The following is a 21,272-nucleotide window of genomic DNA, read 5'->3' on the forward strand; positions in this document are numbered from 1 at the left end:
ATTATCTTCCTCCTTTCATGGATAGATTGGGTTGTAATCAATTCCAGAGTCTTCTGGTAAGGAGAAAAGAAGGTTCATGTTCTGTACTGCTTGACCAGAAGCACCTTTGACTAAATTGTCCAAAACGCCAATTAAGATCAAGGTATTAGTACGATCGTCTTTCGCAAACGAGATGAAGAAGTGGTTTGATGCATAACTCCATTTTGTTGATGGGTAGACTCCTGGTTTGAGTACATGAATGAATTTTTCGTTCTTGTAGAACTCAAGGTAGAGTTCATAGGCTTCCTTCGATGTCAGATCTGTCTTCAAATACACCGTGCTCAAGATGCCTCTGACCATCGGAACTAAGTGAGGTACAAAAGTGATGTGGTATCGTTTACCACAGATTTTTTTGATCTGTTCCTCCATTTCAGGAACATGTCTGTGATTGGCAGGATTGTAAGCTTTCGTGCCTTCATCAATTTCACAGAAGGAGTATTCTGATTCCTCTTTTCTTCCAGCTCCCGAAACACCTGATTTCGCATCAACGTAGATCTCATCTTTCAGCACTAAACCTTCTTTCAAGATTGGAGCCAATGAAAGCAGCACACAGGTTGGATAACAACCGGGGTTTCCTACTACATTAACTTGTTTGATGCGATCTCTGAAGATCTCTACCAATCCATAAGCTCTTTTGCCCGGATCATAATCGACGAGCTTCTTTGAATACCACTTTTCATAGACAGCAGCATCTTCGAATCTGAAATCCGCACCAAGATCGATCACTTTGAGATTTCCAAGTTCTTTGACGAATTCATAACTCGTACCTGATGGCAGTGCAGTGAAAAGAATGTCACATCTTTCTCTAACCTTGTTGGCATCGATTTCCTCAAGCAAGTTCTCATCTATGGTGAAAGGAAAGAGTTCTTCAGTCAGTTTGCCAGAATAGCTTCTTGAACCAAGATAGGCAATCTGTGTGTAGGGATGATTCTTCAAAATTCTCAAAAGCTCAAAGCCTGTGTAACCAGTGGCTCCTATGATCCCAACTCTCAGCTTCACTTTTCACCACCACCTAATTCCTTGGCTATCAACCTGTAAGCGTCCCTGAAAGGTACTCCTTGTTTGACTAATTCGTATACTCTTTGTGTAGCCAAGACTTCGTCTGTCAGACTGTTGAAACAACTGATTCTGTTGACTCGAAGTTTTTCGAAAACTTTTTTCATGACGGCAAGGAGGTCTTTAACGTCTTGAAAGCTATCGATTACTATCTCTTTGAGAAGTTGAAGATCTCTGTGATAACCAGTTATCAGATTCGATGTGATCATTGAGCATTCAATCATTCTCGAGACGATAACACTGTGATATGCCCTGATCAGTTCTAATGGATCTGGATTCAATTTCTGGGGCATTATTGAACTACCTGTGCACAGTTCCTTCGGTAGTTCGATATAGCCTATGTCAGGCAGGGAAAAGAAGATTATGTCACTCGCAAATCTGTTCAGATCGTAGGTGATCTGAGACAAAAGATGCAATATCAAGTACTCGAACTTTCCTCGGCTCAGTTGGGTATAGATGGGATTTCGCTGAATTTTCTTAAAACCGAGTTCCTTGGCAGTCAATTTCCTATCTGTGGGTATTGGTAGTCCGTAACCTGCACCGGTTCCCAAAGGAGATTGATCGATCAGCTCGTACACCACAGAGAGCAATTTCAAATCGTCTTTCAGTGCATCGCGAAGTGCCGTTGCCCAACTTCGAAAGTTCGTCGGCATAGCCTTTCTGGTATGTGTAAAACCTGCAAAAGTAACCTTGGCGTACCTTTTTGAAAAATTCCCGACAGCTTTCATCAAATCTTCAACAGCCTCTTTGATCTGTTTCAACTGATCTTTGTAAAGCATTCTCAGTGCCGTTAGAACTTGGTCGTTCCTCGATCTTGCCATGTGAATCTTTTTCCCGGTGTCACCAAGTTTTTGAACTAAGAAGTTCTCTATCGCGGTGTGACAATCTTCTTCTTCAGGTTTTATTTGGAACTTTCCTTGCTCGATCAAATCTGAGAGTTCCTCAAGCGCACTTCCTATTCCATGAAATTCTTCTTGCGTGATGTACCCCATCTTCAAAAGCATCTTCGCATGTGCTGTAGAAGCAACGATGTCATAACGAATCAACGCCATATCTACGATGTAGTCTCTACCAACGGTGAATCCTTCGACGAGTTTATCTATCTCATAACCCTTTTGCCACAACTTTTCAGACATTCACTATCCCCTTTCTCCAAGCGTATGGATCCTTTTCCCTCAAAACCACGTTGTGCGCTTTGAGCCTTATCGCATGAATATTTATGAAACCTTTTGAATCCGTTGAGTCAAAACCACCTTCAACATCCATACTCGACAGAGCCTGATTGTAAAGAGAAGTTGGTGAATACCTGCTGATCGGCATGACATTTCCTTTGTAAATGCTTACCGTTACAACACCATCGATTCCTTCCTGGGATTTCTTGAAAGCACTGAGTAGGAAATCCATTTCTGGAGAAAACCAAAAACCGTTGTAAATCAGTTCGGAGAACTTAGGAGCGAGCATATCCCTCAGATGCATAACCTCTTTGTCCATAGCGATACCTTCAAGATCTCTGTGGGCAATCCAGAGAATCGTAGCACCAGGAGTCTCATAGACACCGCGCGACTTTATACCGATGAATCTGTTTTCCACCATATCAACTCTTCCAACGCCATTTTGCGCACCGACTTTGTTCAGATACTCAAAGATCTCCAACGGGTCTTCTTTCTCTGTAGAGTCGTTCAAATTTAAGATCTTAATTGGTACTCCATCTTTGAAATGAATCTGCAGAACGGTCTCTTGGTCAGGCGCCTCTTTGGGTGAGACTGTTCTGTTGAAAATCGATTCATCGGCTTTCATCGATGGATCTTCAAGCATACCTGCTTCGTGAGATATGTGCATTAGATTTTCATCTTCACTGTAAGGTTTTTCTGCACTCGCCTTCACGGGTATGCCTTTCTTTTTTGCGTAATTTATCAGATCGGTTCTTCCTTTGAAGTGCGATAGAAACTCTGGGTCCTTCCATGGAGAAATCACTTTGAGCTGAGGGGCAAGTGCAGCATAGGTTAATTCAAATCTGACTTGGTCATTCCCCTTTCCTGTTGCACCATGAGCGAGATATTGTGCCTCCTCCATTAAAGCTATCTCGACTTGTCTCTTGGCGATCAGAGGTCTGGCAAGCGATGTGCCGAGTAGGTATCTTCCTTCGTACACAGCGTTGCCCATAAGAGCAACAAAGATGAATTGGGTTACGAATTCTCTTCTGAGATCTTCAACATAAACCTTCACTGCGCCTGTTTTGAGTGCCTTTTCCTCAATCTGCTGAAAGTCTTCCTGTTGTCCCACATTTGCCACGTAAGCGATTACTTCGAAATTTCTCTCGCAAAGCCATTTGAGAATCACAGAAGTATCCAATCCACCACTGTAGGCAAGTATCACTTTTTCCTTCTCCACAATCTTTCCTCCTTTCTGCTAAAAAAAACGGCCATATCATTTCTGATATGGCCGTGTGGGTGCTGTAAAAGCAAAGACGGACTAAGTGCCGTTTAACACCCACCGGCCCTTAGTCCGTCTGAGAATGCTCAAAACTACCTTCTCATTGAATTTCTTTGTGCAAAAACTGTTTTTCAACCTTTATACCCCCATGAGTTTCTTAGCAAGTATGATATCAGCAGAAATTCGTTCTGTCAATAGTCATACTTCATGAAATTCTTTCACCGGATAGTCTATCTTCGCCAGTTCGTCAATCACCTTCTGAACGTCTTCTGTTTCAAGCAAAACTGTCTTCTTCGATAGATCGATCTCATAGTTTTTGATACCCATTTCTTCAAGTTTTCTCGATATCCTCATCTTGCAATGATTGCAGGAGATATCTGGTACCTGTAACAGATACCTCACAAACACACCTCCTTGATCTGTTTGTAATTCATAAACCTTTGACAGAAAAACCTTTTCTTTTCAACTCTTGAACAACATAATTCAGGTCTTTGTTCTGTTTCTTACAACCTTCCCTTAGGGTCATCACTCGCCCAACTGTGTTTCTCAGCAGTGGGTTTTTTACTCCGACAAAACCCATCTGTGCAAGTATATCTATTAATTCTGGATATTCATCTGTCAGTTCAAAGATACTCTTATCAAGGTCTATCTCTTTAATCTGCAAGTCTTTTTTCTCCTTTCAGATCTCTTATCTGCGTGATGTCTTGTGTCACTTCAAGAGTACCAAGGTACTTGCCGTCTTTGTCTCTCACTGCGAAATACCTTATGTAGATGAACCTACCTTTGAAGTTTATCCAGAAGTCTACTGAATCCTTTTCACCCTTCTTGAACCATTCTATTATCTGCATAACCCTGTCAACACTTTGCGGTGGGTGACAGTTGCGTACTTCGCGACCAATTACACTTTTTGTCCTTAAGAAAATCCGATCTTTTGATTTTGAAAAGTATTTGACTTTATCATCAACATCGACAAAAGTTATATCCACAGGCATCGTGTTGAGTATCGATTCAAGTTCGGTGAGTGAAAGCTTTCCGGTTTCAAAAATCACCTCATCGTTTTCGACCGTTGGATTAATCGAGAGACTCTTCTCAAACTCATCGATCAATTTGTCAAGCGTGGCTGGCAGTTTTACAAAGGCAAAACCAGTCTCTTTCATCTCCTTCAAGATATCAACCCACTCTTGAGGTGAGAGCATCTCGAGAGCCGTTGGGAAGAGTATGTTTTCTTCTTTGAAGATCATCGAATCGATCTCCTCAATCAGTGGCTCGAGGTATTTTTTCAGATAATCCTCTAATTCAGTCTCTTTGAAATTCGCAATTGCTTCTTTCATCATCGATCTTATATCGTTGTGTTTTCCCCACACGACCTTTGATGGTCCCATGAATCCATGTTTTTCAAGATAAGGGAAAAGCAAGTGTTCTTTTGCGGCATAGTGGAGATCAACTTTACTCAGTTGCTCGAGTAAATCTTTCAACTTGTCAATATCATTTTCTTGGATTACTCGCTTGATTCTTTCAGTAAGCCCTTTGATCTGTTGGTTTTCTTGTTTCAAAAGGTTTACGGGATGAACAGGATAGTCTACATTTTTGAGACTTTCAGAGAGTATGCTTTCAAAGAGCAAGGCGTGAACGTTACAGAATCGCTTGATTTCATCAACAGGAACTCCTTCATTTATCAGCTCTTGTTCTATCTGGGCGATCTCAAAAGATGTAATGGAACCTATTTCTTTTACAAACTTCTCTTTTGCCTCTTGAGGCGTCATTCCCTTGTGAAGTTCTCTTATTATGTCCTTTATCATCTGTTTTTTTCCTTGATTCGATATACCCTGACTCATCTAACCACCTCCCGAAAAGTAGATCTGTTCTATCTGAATTATATCATGTCAAGAAAGATTTGCCTCGAAGGTTGCTTCAAAGAAAAAAGCGGCTTTTTCAGCCGCTTTTTGAACTCTGGCAGCCCCACCGGGAATCGAACCCGGACCTTCGGACTGAGAATCCGATGGACTAGCCATTATCCTATGGGGCCAGACAAATTATATTATACCACAAACCTAAGGATTTTTCAAGATGCTTTTTCTCGTTGCTCGCAATTTCATGATATCACAGAGTTCTTTACCAATCAATAGCTTATGATCAAAAAGTCATTTTCTGCTCGAGATTTTCGTATATCAAAGCAAGCTGTATCAAACTGACCAAGAGATTTCCCTTCAGCTGGATCAAGTCGATTTCGTTCAAAGCACCACTGAAATAGTAATAATTGATCAGTTCAAAGGTTCTCTTGTCAATCTTCTGGTCACCTATGTCAGCGTAACTCAGAGCTAATGTGTCGGCATCGATCAGAATATGACACAAACCCCACGAAACAGCCTGTATGTTATCCTGATATATCTCTGCTCTGAAAGAAGCTGGAAAGAGTCTCGATTCTTTGTAAGCGATCGCCAACAAGAGTTCAGGTGGAATCTTTGATAGATCAACAGAATCTCGATAGAAGGTCGATGAAGTTTCATGAACTCTTTCAACTGTCGTCGATGAATAGCCATAGGCTACTCGCGTCAACAATTCGGCGTATCTTTTCATCTGCTCTTCAGAAAGCTGATCTTCGTAGAATTCTTCATACCAAACTCTGAACAAGCCTTTTCTCTGCCAATCTCTCATCAAGAGATTGCAGATTCTTTCTGAAAGTTTCTCGTCTTTCTGAGACTCTAAGAGTTCGATCGTTACTGGTACAGAGTCGTCAAAATTGTCTAAGAACAGAACTTCCTCTGAATGATTTGATGGCAAGTGCTCTCTGATGTAATCTTTTATCCTGGTATCATATATTTCTGCTTTTTCAATGACTTTGAGATCTGATAGTTCAACTGAGCTTTTGAAGTATTGGTAATACGCCAAGACATCGTCATCGTAACTATCCTGCTCCAAAAGTGCTTCGATTCTCTGCATATCGAGAAATGGACCATATTTGTACATTATGGCGATATACCTGATCTGTAGATCGCCTGGCAGATCTGTGGGCTCATATGTTACGCACGCGTATAGAAGAAAGAAAATCATCACGATGAGAACGAATGTCTTTATGTACTTCATCACACAGTGTATTGTATAACATTCCCAAGGGCTGTGACATCCTCCTCCTAATTAATTAGGAGGCATCCACTCGTAGGATGGTAGCTTTTGCCACAGGTTGGCCAGCATTCCCCGGATGATCCGGATCATCACCTTGGCCTTTGGGGGTGTCACACTCCCCTTTCTCCCAGAGTCTTGCTCCAAGAGCATCGAGCGCTTTGGCGACTATGTTCAATGCTCCCACCCTGTCAGCATCTGACTGGTAGCCACATTTTGTGCATTTGAACCAGCCCTGTGTCTTTCGATTGTACCTGGAAACATTCCTACATTTTGGGCAGGTTCTGGAAGTTTCCTTGGGGTCGACGTAGATTACTGGTATTCCAGCAAAAGCAGCTTTGTACTCGATGAATGAAGCTAACTCTCGAAAATTCCAACCCGACATCATACGGTTGAATTTCTTGGAACCTTTAACTCGTTCACGGATTCCACGCAAGTTCTCCAAAGCAATGGCTTTACTTTCGGCTTTTGCAATTCCTACAATACGTTTGGAGATACAGTGGTTGATATACTGCATCCACCTGCGCTCATGCCCTGCTTCCTTTTTAACACGAGCAAGCCGACCTGCTTTTTGGAGTGCTTTGCGTCGCTCTGCCCAACGTTCTTTTCGCCACCTGATTTGACGACCATTGAAGAACACGTTGTTGGACAATACGGCAAGCTTTACTATGCCAAAATCGACCCCAATTATACCGCCTGGCTCTTCCATATGTGTTTCATAAATCAGTGATACAGAGACGTACCACTCACCTTTTTGTTTTGCCATATCTCCATGGATCCTTGACGGCAGGAACCTCCTGCCAGGTCCTGAAGCTTTTTAACGTGGTATGCAGAAGCAAAGAAAGGTACAGTTATCTGACTTCTGCCTGAGGAAACTGGAAATTTGATGACCCACGTGCCAGAAGGAAGCTGGTCAAGTGAGTAGCAATCCTGTCGCACCATTACCGGAACCGCTTTTTTGAAATCAGGAAAGCTGGCTTTTTTGCCCTTTTTCTTTTGAGAAATGTAAGATCGGTAGACAGACAGTGCTTTAAGCATAGCACATTGGAGCGTAGCTCGGTTGAGATCGAACAGTTTGCATGCCTCTTTGTAGGTCGCTCGGTTCAAATGTGCCCGACTAGTAGTCTTTATTTTTTCAGCCTGCTCCAAGAACCAAGAGCAAGCTTAATGATACGTGTCCAGCATACGTACCAGCTTCTCAAGCTTGCCTTTATTAGGAGGTAGAAGCTTTATTTTGATAGCTACTGTCTGCACCTAACATCTCCTCCGGTTTGCTTAAATCATAGCACAAACGGGAAGAAATTAAACCACCATTCATCATTCGATTGAAATCGAAGGCATTCTGGCGGAAGTTTTGTAAAATACTCTATAGGGAAAGGAGCATCTCATGTGAAAATAGCTGTATTACTCGGTGGAGTATCACGTGAAAGACCGATATCGTTGAAGAGTGGAGAAAATGTGCTCAAAGCGCTGAGAAAACTCGGTCATGAAGCAGTTGCAGTTGATGTGAACGGAGATTTTCTTCAGATTGCCCCAGAGCTCAAGAAATTCGATCTCGTTTTCAATGCCCTTCATGGGCAGTTTGGAGAAGATGGCGTGATCCAGGCCATTCTTGATTGGCTTGGCATAAAGTATACAGGATCAAAGGTGCTTTCGAGCGCTATTTGTTTCGACAAAGTCATGACATATCGCACTTTGAATGGCGCCGTTGAATATCCCGAGTACACTCTCACAACTACACCCCTTAGAGAATCACCCTTTGGCTATCCGTGTGTCGTCAAACCCAGGAGAGAAGGTTCAAGTATAGGTGTCCACATATGCGATGATGGAGAAGAACTTTACCAAGCATTATTTGAAGAGCTCTCGAGATACGGAGAAATGATAGTGCAGAGATATATACAGGGCAGGGAATTGACTGTTTCCATACTGGAGATGGATGGAAAACCACAGGTATTACCAATTCTCGAACTGAAGCCGAAAAGGAGATTTTACGATTACATTGCAAAGTACACCCCACAGATGACAGAGTTTATCCTACCGGCACCTTTGTCCAAGCAAGAAGAAGATCGGGTGACAAAGTCTGCACTCAAGGCATATGAAATGTGTGAATGCGAAGGATTCGCCAGAGTTGATGGCATACTCAAGGACAACGTTTTCTACGTGCTTGAACTGAACACCATACCAGGTCTCACAGATCTGAGTGATCTTCCGGCTTCTGCAAAGGCAGCAGGGATGAATTTTGAAGAACTGATAGATGTTATAATTCGCACGGTGGTGAAGTGATTGAAAGTACTTGTCAGAACAGCTTCGTTGGCTCACTGGCTGAGATTTTGTGACAAGATCATGGGCTCTTCGGAGTACAGTTTTGGAAATGTCTTTCTATCTTACAAAAACGGTCTTGTCCTGAAGGTTACCGATGGGTGTGTCACCGCGTGGATGAAGATCACCAATTGTGAACCTTTTTACGGTGAGGTTCAGGTTCCACTGAAGCTTTTGAAGGGTTTTTTGGTCGGTGAAAAGGCTGAGGAAGTCGAAATCCAAGTTTTGGGCGATCAGATTGTTTTACACGGTTACCAAGAAACCCTTCGAATAAGGGTCTCTCAGCCGAAGGAAAGAGAGCATATGAAACCGTTCAAAGAAGTTGCAACGATGAAGATCAGAGAGTTCATGATATTTCTCGATTTTGTTACAGCAGCGCTGGAAGAAGGGGATATGACACAGATAGAATCATTCGACGATTCTCTTTTGCTGATCGCTTCTTCGAAAACAATAGTGAGCTTGTGCAAGATTCAAAACAGCGTCAAAGGCGATTTTGCTTTTTCGATTCCCTACATGAGCAGCAGACATGTCGTAAAAGCACTCAAGGTTTATCAAAGAGATGGTCCAATGACTCTGGCAGTAGGTGATGCGTGGCTCAGTTTGATATCTGAAGACTTTGCAATGCAGATATGCGGTGAAAACAGCACGCATCAAAAGGAGATTCAACAGATAGTCACAACTCAACAGAAACCTGAACAGCTGTACTCAGCCTTTGGAAAGTTTGTATCGAAGGCTGCTTGGCTTCTACCCAAAGACACGCCTTTGAGAATAACTGGAAGTGGCAAACAGATCGATTTCTATGGCTCTTATGGCACCGTTCAGTACAAAGCAGAACTCCAAATGGGTGTCAGTAAACCATTTCAGGTGGAAGTTTCTCCACATAGGCTTCGCTCGGCTTTATCAAGAATGAGTGCGAAGTTGTTTCTCTCAGTCTTTGATGAATTCGTGAGAATAGAGGACCAAAAGGGTAGATTTGTCATTGTGAGGAATTTTCGAGATCAATGATACACTTGTAAGCCTTTCTGACCCTGATGCATAACTCAGCACAACTTTGCTCCACATCATAGCCATTCAAAAAACTCTCGTACGAAACCAAAAACGCCGTGAGGATCGATGAAAACCTTTTTAATTTCCCAACATTGCCCTGATAGGGCACGCCATATCTTTTTCTGTACATTCTTGATATCTCTGCAAGTAACGGAGCATGATCTGGATTGAAGTCCTCTGGCAGTGTGAGAACACAGACGATGTGATCGTTTAACAGATGAACCGTGCAAAAGTCTATTTTCTTTCCATTCAACGTTCTGAGGTTCTCAAAATCTTCTTGGTCTATTCGTTCGGCAAATGAGAAGTTCTCTGTCCCGTAGACCTTTTCTTTTAAGATTTCTCTGTGCAGAAGTTCTTCAACACCAACGACGGCGAGTACTTTGCTCTGAAATGGAAGTCTGATGATACCAGACTTCACAGGGTCTGGTTTGACACTGAAAAGATGCTGATAGAGTTTTTCGAGAAGCTCACAATCTACCGTCGAGCTGTAGATCATCAGGTTTTTTTCAAAAGGATCGACTATTGACAAACCCAGAGCGTATCTACCCTCTGTGTCGATTATCGAAAAGAGAGAAAAGTTTTCCTGTGAGGAAGCGACTGAAAGAAAGACATGTCTTTGGTATTGATCTAACCTTTCTCTGTAGCTCTCAAGTTCGAAGACAGCTTCTTCAACTGGCAGTTCTTTTATGTTTTCCTTGAGGGTTTTGATTATGTGATCTGGACCAATTGCTTTCATTGCAAGATCACCACACTCGATCGACCGTAAATCTTTCGAGCTTCGTTGACGAACTCTTCGCTGTGATGTTTTGACAGCACAAACAAAACACGTCTTTTCACAGAAGGAAGGTTGGTGTAACCATCTGTGAAGATTATCACACCTTCTGGACGGTGTTGATCTTGAAGATAGTCAATGGCAGGTTGAAGATCTGTTTCACCACCACCCACAATTTCCATATTCTTATAAGTGCCCTTTGAGTATCTGATCTCAAGATTCACGGCACGATCTACTTGAACTAATACAAGATCTGTATCGACATACCTTGAAAGTGCCTCTATTTCTGAGAAAAAATCGTCCAGTTCTTCGTTTATTATGCTGCCACTTGTATCGACCACTATGGCTATCTTCGCTGTGTGTGAGGTTTTCCAACCGGGTTGTCCTTCATACCTTCTGTTGGGTTTGAGGACAGTTGCATACCTTTCTCCATACTCCGAAACGCCTGCGAAATTCCTTATCCTATCTCGCCAATTCAAAAGAGGCCTTGATATCGAAAGTTCGACCAATCTTTTCACCCCTGAAGGTAATTCGGAACCATAGATGTTGAAGGCTTTACTCAAGTTACTCCTGTTCAACTCGAGAATCATGTCTATGTTCTCTGATTTGAAGAGTCCTTCGTGGTTGTCAGAGAACTGTTCTCTGAGTTCTGCCACGGGAACGATGTCAAATCTCTTGAGTTCTTCCATTCTCTGTAATATCCACTTATGGTACTCTTCAGCACTTTTATCCGGCATCCAATCTGGTGGTAAGACAAACAGTCTCTCATTATCAACACCGTGTCCTTCCTCAATCAAAAGATTCAAAGGCACCCCAAAGGCTGAAAGCTGTGGTATATACTGGTTGATTGCCGCATCCATTGCTAAGTCCCATATCATCCTATCTGCGTTGCTCTTCGGCTTTATGAGAAAATGGAGGTTTATCAGATGCATCAATTGATGAACCAACATTGCTTGGACAAAATCGGGATCTCTGCTCAAGACCCACTCTGGGTTGTAATAAAGAACCGTCCTCGAATCTTGTGAGAAAGATAGCTCGACGTTTCTGACATCTCTTGATGGTACGCGCGAGATGTTGAGCAAAAGATAGAGGTAAAAGGGCGATCTTCTTCCTAAATCCAATGCAATGCTTTCAAAATCAGATTTCATCGAGAACTGACCTCACTTGCTCAAAGGTTGCAAGTTTCTCTACGAGCTTTTCGAAGAATCCAGAGTTGTTGTCACTACTTTGAGCTCTGTCGGTGATGTACCTCATTATCGCATAGAATGAATCCCTCGGGAGGATCGACACGAGTTCACTTATATTCTTTGCAACTGTGCTGATCTGAGATTGAAGCAATTCAACGGTCTGTTCATCCAATTTGGAGAAGTAATCTATCAAACGCAATGTCAGCGAATTTGCCTGATCAAAATTGTCCTTCAAAGCATTTTGTATTCCTTCCAACAAAACACGTTGGGGCGCAGGCACCGATTTATCGTAGCCGAAACTCACAAATGCCTTGGCTGCTTCAGGACCGAGTATTCCACTTGCTATGGTATAGCCGTATTTTCTTCGCTCATCCTCGTTCAATGTCCTGAGGACATTGCTGAGTTTGTACCAACTTCTGGGACTTGGTCTGAGCTCAACTCTCAGCGACATCGGAGAGTGTGTGTAGAGAAACTCAGGATATTCTTGTACAAAGCGAATTATGTTCTCCTCAACGTGATTTTGTCTTGCCCATCTTTGCCATTCCTGCAAAGATGGCGAGATATCCAATACGAAAAAGCGTGAGATGAAGGCAGGATCGGTTATGAGATCAGCCTGATCGTATTCATCGTCTGGTGGGTTCATCGTAGCCATGATCCAAATTCCCTCAGGGAGAATGTGGTTATGAATTCTCTTATCTATTACAAGTTGCATGATGGCGTTTCTGATGGACCTGTGAGCACGATTTATCTCATCAAGGAGAATTATCGCATTACCATCTTCGGGCCACCAATCTGGCCTAAGGAAGACCGTTTGGTCGTTCTGCCGGGATGGAAGTCCTATTAAATCCCCTGGTTCCATTTGCGAAAGGACTAAGATGATGAGCTTTCTGTTGGTCTCTTGGGCTATTTCTCTCGCGATATCTGTCTTGCCTACGCCGAAATGGCCAACTAAGAGCGGTGATTCCCCTGCCTCCATAATCTTTCTACTGAGCAATTTGGCTTCTTCTACCGTCAAGGTTTACACCTCCTGTTGCATTATACTCTATTCAGAGAATAGTACAACAGAAGATTGCGCAAAGCCACTCCATCTATACCGCTAAGAGCACATATCACCGTGTGGTGGTTCAGAACTCCTGCGTCTCGATAACTTTAAGATCTTGAAACTCTCAACAAATTGTGAAATTTTGGTCTTATAATTGAATCCGTGAGGTGAGTTCTTCTGAATATTCTCGGGATGACATACGAAGAGTTGGTGGAAGTGATAAGAAAGCTCGGTGTGGAAAGATATCGAGCAGATCAGATATTGGATTGGCTCTATAAAAAACACGTCTTTGTCTTTGAAGAAATGACGAACATCTCCAAGCAACACAGGCAGTTGCTGAAAGAAAACTTTTCTGTTCCACTGCCTCAGATTATCACTAAAAGAGTCTCGTCTCTGGATAGCACTACAAAGTATCTGTACCAACTCGAAGACGGCAACACTATAGAATCTGTTCTTCTGTTTCACGAAGGATATGCAACAGCTTGCATATCGACACAGGTAGGATGTCCTGTCAAGTGCGCCTTTTGTGCGACAGGTCAAAGTGGTTTTGTGAGAAATCTATCGGCTGCCGAGATAGTCTCTCAGGTTCTAGCGATTGAAGCAGATTCAAAACAGACTGTGAGAAATATCGTGTACATGGGTATGGGAGAACCGCTCTTGAATTACGAGAATGTGCTGAAGAGTATCAGGATACTGATACACGAAAGGACTAAGAACTTAGGTGTGAGAAGAATAACCATAAGCACTGTAGGAATTCCAGATAAGATCTTGCAGCTTGCCGGAGAAGGGTTGGATTTGAATTTAGCGATATCTTTGCACGCTGCTAGCGATGAGAAGAGAGACAAGATTATTCCCATGAACAAAAAGTACTCTATCGAAGAGATCCTTCACGCCGCGAGATTATATCAAGAAAAATCAGATCGCAGAGTAACGATAGAGTATATCCTCATCAAGGAATTCAATGACTTCGATGAAGATGCGAGAAGACTTGCGAGATTACTCAGCGGCATGAAAGTTTTTGTCAACTTGATACCTATAAACCCAGTTGTCACTGGGTTGGAAAAACCAACTCAGTGGAAGATAAACAGATTCAAGGAACTCTTAATCGATCACGGCATTGAGGCAGAAGTGAGGTACGAGAAAGGGGCGGACATCGAAGCTGCATGCGGGCAACTGAGAATAAGAAATCTTCATTGATGAAGAGAATCCTTTCATTCGCTTTTTATTTCATCCTCGGTATCATTGTTGGAGCAGCTATATTCTTAGTTTGCTTTTCGATACGCCCTGAAGTAGTGAAGATACCAGATGTTAAAGGATTGAAGGTCGATCAAGCAATCGAAGTGTTAAAAGAGATTGGACTGAAGGTCGATAAGACCTTCGGTACTGGTGTCGTTGATCACACTTTTCCCAACGCTGGTCAGACAGTTAGAAAGAACAGGGCAATAATACTGTTTCTTGGCGAACCGGAGTTGTTTGTGATTCCAGATCTCATCGGAGCACCAAAGGAGAGCGCAGTTCAGATACTTTCGAAGATTGGTTTTCAGGTCAGGGTAGTGGAGATGCCCTTCAAAGGCACCGATGGTAGGGTGATGGGTATCTATCCACCTGTTGGGAAATCACTGAAACGAGGTGAAGAGATTTCGATTTTAGTAGATTCAGGTGAACCAGAGGAGTTGATCATTTCTGAGAAATAGGGGTATCGTTGTGAAATTCATGTCAAATGCCTTGATCGTCGAGGATATCAAAACCGGAGAACGAATCAGTTGTTATCTGAGGGGTCGTTTCAGAGTCCAAGAGGTGCGTCCCATTGTGGGTGATATAGTTGAATACACAAAGGTGCAAGACAAAGGTGTGGTGGAATCGATTCTGAAAAGGAAGAATGAGCTGGCAAAACCGAGAGTCGCCAACGTTGATCAGGTGGTGTGTGTCTACACGATCAAGAAGCCCGAGGTGCCACTACTTGTTTTCGACAAGCTTCTTGTTCTTGTAGAAGAAGCAAAGCTCAACGCCCTGATCGTTCTGAACAAGATAGATCTCCTCGAAGGACCCGAAAGAGAAATCAAGCGATATTTCGTTGATGTCTATTCAAAAATTTATCCAGTGATATGTACAAGTGTCAAAACTAAAGAAGGCATAGAAGAACTGAAAGATCATTTCAAGGATAGATTGTCTGTTTTCGCTGGGCTTTCCGGTGTTGGCAAAAGCAGCTTGTTGAACTGCATCAGTCCAGGGATAAACTTGAGAACGCAAGATATATCTCAGAGAACAGACAGAGGAAAACATACAACGACGAGTGCAGAGCTTATTCGATTGCCTTTTGGCGGACTCGTGGTAGACACACCTGGATTTTCTCTGATCGAAATAGATCACATAAAGCCAGAGAATTTGAAGTTTTATTTTCCTGAGATCGCAGAAAACAACAGTTGCCTCTTCAAGGATTGCAACCACATAGACGAACCAGGATGTAAGGTGAAGGAGTTAGTACAAGAAGGCAAAATTGCTAAGAGCAGGTATGAAAACTATTTGCAGATTTTTAGGGAAGTGATGGAACGATGACAATGATTTCAGCCTCTATATTGGCATGTGACCTTTCTAGACTCAACGATGAAATCAAAAGGGTTGAACCATACATAGACATGGTTCACTTGGACGTCATGGATGGCGTCTTCGTACCGAACATAACCTTTGGATTACCACTACTCGAAGCGGTGAAGCGGTCTACTAACCTGCCCATAGACGCCCACTTGATGATCGTTGAACCTCAGAAGTATGTTGAAAGATTTGTCGAGGCAGGTGCCTCGATTGTAACCATCCATTATGAAGCATGTCTACACCTTCACAGAACGATCTATCAGATCAAAGATAAAGGGGCGCAAGCGTACGTTGCGTTGAACCCACACACTCCTATAGAACTCCTTTCTGAAATACTGAGTGATATAGACGGTGTTCTGGTGATGACGGTTAATCCTGGTTTCTCTGGGCAAAGGTTCATCGAGACAACAGTTGGAAAGTTGCGTAAGCTTTCGAAGATGATAAAAGAAAGACAGTTGAAGACGAAGATAATGGTCGACGGTGGCATAAACGAAGAAACCGTCCAAAAGGTAGTTTGCAACGGTGCAGAAATATTGGTGATGGGGTATGGAATCTTCAAAAATGACCCGGCTTCTTTCAAGAAAAAGCTGGAGGAGATAAAATGTTTCTGATCGCCACGATGAACAAACACAAGGTTGAAGAAATAAAAAGATTCTTACCCGACGGAGTTCAGGTGCTGTCTCTCGATGATTTCAACTTGAAGGTGCAACCAACCGAAGATGGCAACACATTTGTTGAAAATGCTCTGAAAAAAGCTATCTTCTATGCGAACCTCACCAGAACACAGACTATAGCCGATGATTCAGGACTGATGATCGACTCACTTGATGGCTTTCCAGGTGTGCACTCAGCTAGATTCATGGAAGGTCAATCTTATGAAGAGAAGATGAGGTTCATTCTAAGGATGCTTCAAGGAAAATCTGACAGAAAGGCAAGATTTGTCTGTGTAGCTGCTTATCATGATCCGGTGGAAAAGCTCTCACTTTGCTGTGAAGGTGTTGTCGAAGGCTCGATAGCTGAGGCAATAAGAGGAACAAGCGGCTTTGGCTATGATCCGATTTTCGTACCAGATGGATACGAGATGACCTTTGGTGAAATGGGTGAAGAAAAGCACAAAATCAGTCATAGATATAAAGCTTTTAGCAAACTTTTTGAGAAATTAAGTGCTATAATCTCTTTCAAGTAACCGGAGGTGGTTTTGTGCCTAAATATGATCCAGCGGAAATAGAGCCAAGGTGGCAGAGTTTTTGGGAAGAAAAAGGCATGTTCAAAACACCGCAGTATTCAGAGCTGCCAAAATACTACATGCTTGTGATGTTCCCATACCCTTCAGGGACAATGCACGTAGGTCATGTGAAGAATTACGTCATCGGTGATGCTGTAGCTCGTTATAAGAGAATGTGCGGCTACAACGTATTGCATCCTTTTGGATATGATGCCTTTGGTCTACCTGCGGAAAACGCTGCGATCGAAAGAAAGATCCATCCACAGGACTGGACTATGAAGAACATCAACACAATAAGGGGACAGATCAAGAAACTTGGCATCAGTTATGACTGGGATAGAGAAGTCATCACTTGTGTTGAATCTTATTACAAGTGGACAGAGTGGGTCTTCTTGAAGCTCTATGAGGCCGGTCTGGCTTACAAAAAGAAAGCTGCTGTCAATTGGTGCCCGAAGTGTATGACCTCTCTTGCAAACGAGCAAGTTAAAGATGGCAAATGTGAAAGATGTGACACACCCGTTACCATAAAACATTTGGAGCAATGGTTTTTCAAGATAACCGACTATGCTGAGAGACTCTTGAAAAATTTAGACAAGTTGACTGGTTGGCCCGAACACGTGAAAACCATGCAAAGAAACTGGATAGGTGAAAGCAAAGGTGCAAGGATAAGATTCAAAGTGGACGGATCAGAGATGCAGATCGAAGTTTTCACAACAAGGCCTGACACGCTTTGGGGAGTAACCTTCATGGCACTCGCACCCGAATCACCCCTGATTGAGCACATAGTACTTCCTGAGTTCCATCAAGACCTTGAGAAGTTTCTGGAAAAGGTTGGTCAACAAGATAGATTTCGAAGAGGTTCTGCCGATGTCGAAAAGGAAGGTTTCTTCACCGGTAGATATGTGATCAACCCTGTGAATGGTGAGAAGGTTCCCATTTACGTTGCCAACTATGTGCTTATGGAGTATGGAACAGGTGCTGTTATGGGAGTCCCAGCCCACGACCAAAGAGATTATGAGTTCGCCAGTAAGTACGGTATACCCATAAAGCAAGTCATAAAACCACTGCAGGATGCAGTTGTGGGAAAGGCGTATGATGGACCAGGAACCATGATCAACAGTGGTGAACTCACCGGTACGCCAGTTCCTGATGGCATGGAAAAGGTTCTGTCTTGGCTTGAAGAAAGAGGATTGGGTAAGCGGGCTGTACAGTACAAGTTGAGAGACTGGTTGATTTCTAGGCAGCGCTACTGGGGTGCACCCATACCTGTGGTGTACTGCGATCATTGTGGAGTCGTTCCTATACCAGAGAAAGACCTACCCGTAAGACTGCCATACAACGTCCAGTTTCTCCCAACAGGTCAGTCTCCGTTGATGTTGAGTGAGGAATTCAGAAAGACCACCTGTCCTAAATGTGGTGGACCAGCACTCAGAGATGTGGACACAATGGATACTTTTGTTGATTCTTCATGGTATTTCTTGAGGTACGTCAATCCAACACTCACCGATGTGCCATTCATAAAGGAAGATGTCGATTATTGGTTGCCAGTAGACCAGTATGTCGGCGGAGTGGAACACGCAATATTGCATCTTCTGTATTCAAGGTTCATAACAATGGTCTTGCACGACTTGGGGTACTTGAGTTTCGATGAACCATTTGAAAATCTCTTCACCCAAGGCATGATCTACAAAGACGGTGCCAAGATGTCGAAGAGCAAAGGCAATGTTGTCTCACCGGATGATATGATTGAGAAATACGGTGCTGATACATTGAGATTGTACATTCTCTTCATGGGACCACCTGAAAAAGATGCTGAATGGAATGATTCAGGTATAGAAGGCGTTCACCGTTTCATAAAAAAGGCATGGAACTTGATTGACCAGATAATATCGATACCGGATCGTGCAAATGGTCAATTAACACAGGAAGAAAAAGAGCTCAGAAGAAAATTGCATTCTTCACTTAAAAAGATCACACAGGACATGGAGGGTGGCTTCAAGTTCAATACCGCCATAAGTAGTCTGATGGAACTGACAAACACTGTCTCTGATTACATGGACAAGATCCCCCAGGAAGACTGGAATACCGGTGTTCTGAAAGAGTTTGCCGAGAAATTTCTTCTGATGATATCTCCATTTGCGCCACATTTTGCCGAAGAACTCTGGCACAGAATGGGAAAAGATACATCGATAATGAAAGAAAACTGGCCCAAGTATGATCCAAATGCACTCACCGTCGAAGAGATCGAGATAGCCGTGCAGGTGAATGGCAAACTCAGAGACAGAATCAAGATTCCAGTTAACGCAGATCAAGACCAAGTGCTGCAAATTGCTTTGATGAGTGAGAAGGTCACAAAGTTTCTCAGTGGTGAACCAAAGAAGGTGCATTACGTACAAAACAGACTTCTTAACATCATTGGGTAGAATGATCTGTACGAAAAATTCAGCCAAGGTGTAGCACACCTTGGCTTTTTTTGTCTATGTAGAGCAAATGGAGTAAGAATAGCATGATCTGGTGATAAAATTTGTTCGGATCAACCTTCAAAAACACTTTTTTCTTTGACGTGCTGGAGGTGTACAAATGAAAAAACTTCGCTCAAGAATGCTTGTATGGTTTCTGATACCGGTTGTTTTGCTTTCGACAGGTATAGCTTTTGTGGTTTATTCGAATGTTTCGAAGTCGTCAATTCACATGGCAGAGACCGCTGCGCAGGGAATTGTCAATCTTGGTAGCAGAGTCGTGAGTGAATGGCTCCTCAGGGTTGTAGACAGAATCAAAGTTCTGGCTGAGAAAAAAGTAATCGCACAAATCACACTCGAGGGAGCAGAGGATCTCTTCGTATCTTGGTCAGAAGGCATCGCTCGGTCAACAAAAGCTCAGGAAGCCGACATATCTCAAAAATCATACTTCAAGCAGATCTTTGAAGGAAAAGATTTGGTCATAAGTGAACCCGATATCTCTGTATTTTCATCTATCCCTGTTTTCGTTGTGGCAGCTGCTTTCAAGGACTATCAAGGACAGACAATGGGATTGTACGGAGCTACTATTCCTTTAGAAACGCTTTCCAATATGATAAAGGGTATTCAGCTTGGTAAGGGAAGTTTTCCGATAGTCGTAACATCTAAAGGCACAGTCATGGTCCATTCTGATGCTGCGCAAGTGATGAATTTGAATATCGCCGAATCAGATGAGAAACTTGCCTACAAAGGGCTTACAGAAATAGGGAAAAGGATGGTTGCTCAAGAGAGTGGTTACGGTAAATACTCAGACAACAAAGGAGTTGTACACTACGTGTTTTTCACCCCTATTGAGTCGTCGCCTGGTTGGTCACTGGGTATAGTTGTGCCGGCAGATGAGGTTCTTAAGGATGCCAGAAGGACTAATTACATCGTTATTGGTCTGTTTGTCCTTTTGATCGTGGTGATTGCTGTAATTGTTTTCATCGTTGCTACTTCGATATCCAATCCTATCACGATGCTGGCTCACAGTGTGAATAAACTCGATAAAGGCGATTTGACAACAAAGTTCGAAACAAAGGGCAGAGATGAGGTTGCTCAAATCGCACATGCATTGAACGACATGGCTGCAGGTTTGAGGTCAACTGTTGGGGATATCCTCGATCTCTCATTGAGTATAGATAGCTCAGCCGACAACTTAGGAGATATCTCTGAGCAGCTAAGAGTTTCTGGATCCAACTTGAACAGATGTACTATAGATATAAACCAAGCCGTTCAGAAGGCGTCAAAATCCTCTAAAGAGTTCACTGGTGGTATCAGTGAAATTGCAGCAAGTGCACAGAATATAGCAAAGGCTGCACAAGATCTTGCCAACAGATCTGAAAGGATGGAACACGCGGCAAGAGACGGCGAGAAAGCACTTGATATGATTCACGAGTCGATTGAAGACTCCAAAGCCAAAGCTACATTCACAGCATTGGCTGTCAGTGAATTATCCAAGAATGCTCAGAACATTGGAGAAATAGTTGATTCTATAAACTCAATCGCTGAACAGACAAATTTGCTTGCTCTAAATGCTGCCATCGAAGCTGCAAGAGCTGGTGAAGCTGGCAGGGGGTTTGCTGTTGTTGCCGACGAAATAAGAAAGCTCGCTGAACAAAGCAAAGTTGCCACCGAGAAAATAAACCAGATACTGAATAACATAAGACAGGGCGCAGAAAAAGCCAGTTCAGTGACGCAGGAGGCTGTTAGTGCTGTCGAGAAAGTCACACAACAATCTGACACAGTGAGAAATTCTCTCATCAACGTACTGGGACAGATCAGTCAGAGAGATCGCGGATATGACAGATCAGCTGGCTGCAAATTCACAGCAGCAAAGCGCTACTGCTCAGCAAATGAATGCAGCTATCGTTGGTCTGAATTTCTCAATTTCGAATATCTCCGATAGAGTTGAGGAACTCGATAGAGTTGTCAAGGAACAAGT

The 21,272-nt window shown here is 42.9% G+C and carries 20 protein-coding genes and 1 tRNA gene; 9 read left to right on the forward strand and 12 right to left on the reverse strand.

Features of this window, described 5'->3' with window-relative positions:
- Nucleotides 1–15: 15 nt before the first annotated feature.
- The 9 genes from argC to ACSFC1_RS07360 form a co-directional block, all read right to left on the reverse strand.
- Entirely contained in the window at nucleotides 16–1,038 is a 1,023-nt protein-coding gene (gene argC, locus ACSFC1_RS07320; protein ID WP_435565449.1) for an N-acetyl-gamma-glutamyl-phosphate reductase, read from the reverse strand.
- Complete coding sequence (gene argH, locus ACSFC1_RS07325; protein WP_435565450.1) at nucleotides 1,035–2,231, reverse strand: argininosuccinate lyase; 1,197 nt, start codon at nucleotides 2,229–2,231, stop codon at nucleotides 1,035–1,037. The genes argC and argH overlap by 4 nt, the downstream gene beginning before the upstream one ends.
- Complete coding sequence (locus ACSFC1_RS07330; RefSeq protein ID WP_435565451.1) at nucleotides 2,224–3,486, reverse strand: argininosuccinate synthase; 1,263 nt, start codon at nucleotides 3,484–3,486, stop codon at nucleotides 2,224–2,226. The genes argH and ACSFC1_RS07330 overlap by 8 nt, the downstream gene beginning before the upstream one ends.
- Before the next feature lie 240 nt (nucleotides 3,487–3,726).
- Nucleotides 3,727–3,930 carry a heavy-metal-associated domain-containing protein gene (locus ACSFC1_RS07335; protein WP_435565452.1) on the reverse strand — a complete coding sequence of 68 codons (204 nt, stop codon included), beginning with the start codon at nucleotides 3,928–3,930 and terminating at the stop codon, nucleotides 3,727–3,729.
- 28 nt (nucleotides 3,931–3,958) lie between these two features.
- Nucleotides 3,959–4,192, reverse strand: coding sequence for a DUF1858 domain-containing protein (locus tag ACSFC1_RS07340; protein WP_435565453.1), 234 nt, complete (start codon nucleotides 4,190–4,192; stop codon nucleotides 3,959–3,961).
- Nucleotides 4,182–5,363 (reverse strand): DUF438 domain-containing protein, encoded by a 1,182-nt coding sequence (locus tag ACSFC1_RS07345; protein WP_435565454.1) that lies wholly within the window; start codon nucleotides 5,361–5,363, stop codon nucleotides 4,182–4,184. The genes ACSFC1_RS07340 and ACSFC1_RS07345 overlap by 11 nt, the downstream gene beginning before the upstream one ends.
- A gap of 116 nt (nucleotides 5,364–5,479) precedes the next feature.
- Nucleotides 5,480–5,554: transfer RNA gene (locus tag ACSFC1_RS07350), tRNA-Glu, on the reverse strand.
- 107 nt (nucleotides 5,555–5,661) lie between these two features.
- The gene (locus tag ACSFC1_RS07355) at nucleotides 5,662–6,612 is read right to left on the reverse strand and encodes a hypothetical protein (RefSeq protein WP_435565455.1); all 951 of its coding nucleotides are present in this window, start codon (nucleotides 6,610–6,612) and stop codon (nucleotides 5,662–5,664) included.
- Between the two features lie 55 nt (nucleotides 6,613–6,667).
- A complete protein-coding gene (locus ACSFC1_RS07360; protein WP_435565456.1) occupies nucleotides 6,668–7,414 on the reverse strand; it encodes an RNA-guided endonuclease InsQ/TnpB family protein in 747 nt (248 codons plus the stop codon).
- A gap of 623 nt (nucleotides 7,415–8,037) precedes the next feature.
- Here ACSFC1_RS07360 and ACSFC1_RS07365 point away from each other — a divergent pair.
- Entirely contained in the window at nucleotides 8,038–8,931 is an 894-nt protein-coding gene (locus ACSFC1_RS07365) for a D-alanine--D-alanine ligase (RefSeq protein WP_435565457.1), read from the forward strand.
- Entirely contained in the window at nucleotides 8,932–9,972 is a 1,041-nt protein-coding gene (locus ACSFC1_RS07370) for a hypothetical protein (protein WP_435565458.1), read from the forward strand.
- Here the strand turns inward: ACSFC1_RS07370 and ACSFC1_RS07375 are convergent.
- Genes ACSFC1_RS07375 through ACSFC1_RS07385 form a run of 3 tightly spaced genes read right to left on the reverse strand, consistent with a single transcriptional unit; the run spans nucleotide 9,944 to nucleotide 12,988 of the window.
- Nucleotides 9,944–10,750 (reverse strand): DUF4895 domain-containing protein, encoded by an 807-nt coding sequence (locus ACSFC1_RS07375; protein ID WP_435565459.1) that lies wholly within the window; start codon nucleotides 10,748–10,750, stop codon nucleotides 9,944–9,946. The two genes, ACSFC1_RS07370 and ACSFC1_RS07375, sit on opposite strands and share 29 nt — an antisense overlap.
- Entirely contained in the window at nucleotides 10,747–11,934 is a 1,188-nt protein-coding gene (locus tag ACSFC1_RS07380) for a vWA domain-containing protein (protein ID WP_435565460.1), read from the reverse strand. The genes ACSFC1_RS07375 and ACSFC1_RS07380 overlap by 4 nt, the downstream gene beginning before the upstream one ends.
- On the reverse strand, nucleotides 11,924–12,988 hold the full coding sequence (locus ACSFC1_RS07385) for an AAA family ATPase (protein ID WP_435565461.1): 1,065 nt from the start codon (nucleotides 12,986–12,988) through the stop codon (nucleotides 11,924–11,926). The genes ACSFC1_RS07380 and ACSFC1_RS07385 overlap by 11 nt, the downstream gene beginning before the upstream one ends.
- A gap of 219 nt (nucleotides 12,989–13,207) precedes the next feature.
- On the opposite strand from ACSFC1_RS07385, the gene rlmN reads away from it, so the two are divergent.
- From rlmN to ACSFC1_RS07420, 7 genes are all read left to right on the forward strand, one after another.
- Entirely contained in the window at nucleotides 13,208–14,212 is a 1,005-nt protein-coding gene (gene rlmN, locus ACSFC1_RS07390) for a 23S rRNA (adenine(2503)-C(2))-methyltransferase RlmN (RefSeq protein ID WP_435565462.1), read from the forward strand.
- Nucleotides 14,212–14,709: a PASTA domain-containing protein gene (locus ACSFC1_RS07395; RefSeq protein ID WP_435565463.1), complete on the forward strand. Its 498-nt coding sequence runs from the start codon at nucleotides 14,212–14,214 to the stop codon at nucleotides 14,707–14,709. Before rlmN ends, ACSFC1_RS07395 begins: the two co-directional genes overlap by 1 nt.
- Nucleotides 14,699–15,571: a ribosome small subunit-dependent GTPase A gene (gene rsgA / locus ACSFC1_RS07400; RefSeq protein WP_435566011.1), complete on the forward strand. Its 873-nt coding sequence runs from the start codon at nucleotides 14,699–14,701 to the stop codon at nucleotides 15,569–15,571. The genes ACSFC1_RS07395 and rsgA overlap by 11 nt, the downstream gene beginning before the upstream one ends.
- On the forward strand, nucleotides 15,568–16,218 hold the full coding sequence (gene rpe / locus ACSFC1_RS07405; RefSeq protein ID WP_435565464.1) for a ribulose-phosphate 3-epimerase: 651 nt from the start codon (nucleotides 15,568–15,570) through the stop codon (nucleotides 16,216–16,218). The genes rsgA and rpe overlap by 4 nt, the downstream gene beginning before the upstream one ends.
- A complete protein-coding gene (rdgB, locus tag ACSFC1_RS07410; RefSeq protein ID WP_435565465.1) occupies nucleotides 16,209–16,793 on the forward strand; it encodes an RdgB/HAM1 family non-canonical purine NTP pyrophosphatase in 585 nt (194 codons plus the stop codon). The genes rpe and rdgB overlap by 10 nt, the downstream gene beginning before the upstream one ends.
- 14 nt (nucleotides 16,794–16,807) lie before the next feature.
- On the forward strand, nucleotides 16,808–19,255 hold the full coding sequence (gene leuS / locus ACSFC1_RS07415; protein WP_435565466.1) for a leucine--tRNA ligase: 2,448 nt from the start codon (nucleotides 16,808–16,810) through the stop codon (nucleotides 19,253–19,255).
- 157 nt (nucleotides 19,256–19,412) lie between these two features.
- Nucleotides 19,413–21,236 (forward strand): methyl-accepting chemotaxis protein, encoded by a 1,824-nt coding sequence (locus ACSFC1_RS07420; RefSeq protein WP_435565467.1) that lies wholly within the window; start codon nucleotides 19,413–19,415, stop codon nucleotides 21,234–21,236.
- The last annotated feature ends 36 nt before the right edge of the window (nucleotides 21,237–21,272 follow it).

Origin of the sequence: Pseudothermotoga sp. U03pept, from assembly GCF_051235805.1 — a bacterium.
GTDB lineage: Bacteria > Thermotogota > Thermotogae > Thermotogales > DSM-5069 > Pseudothermotoga_B.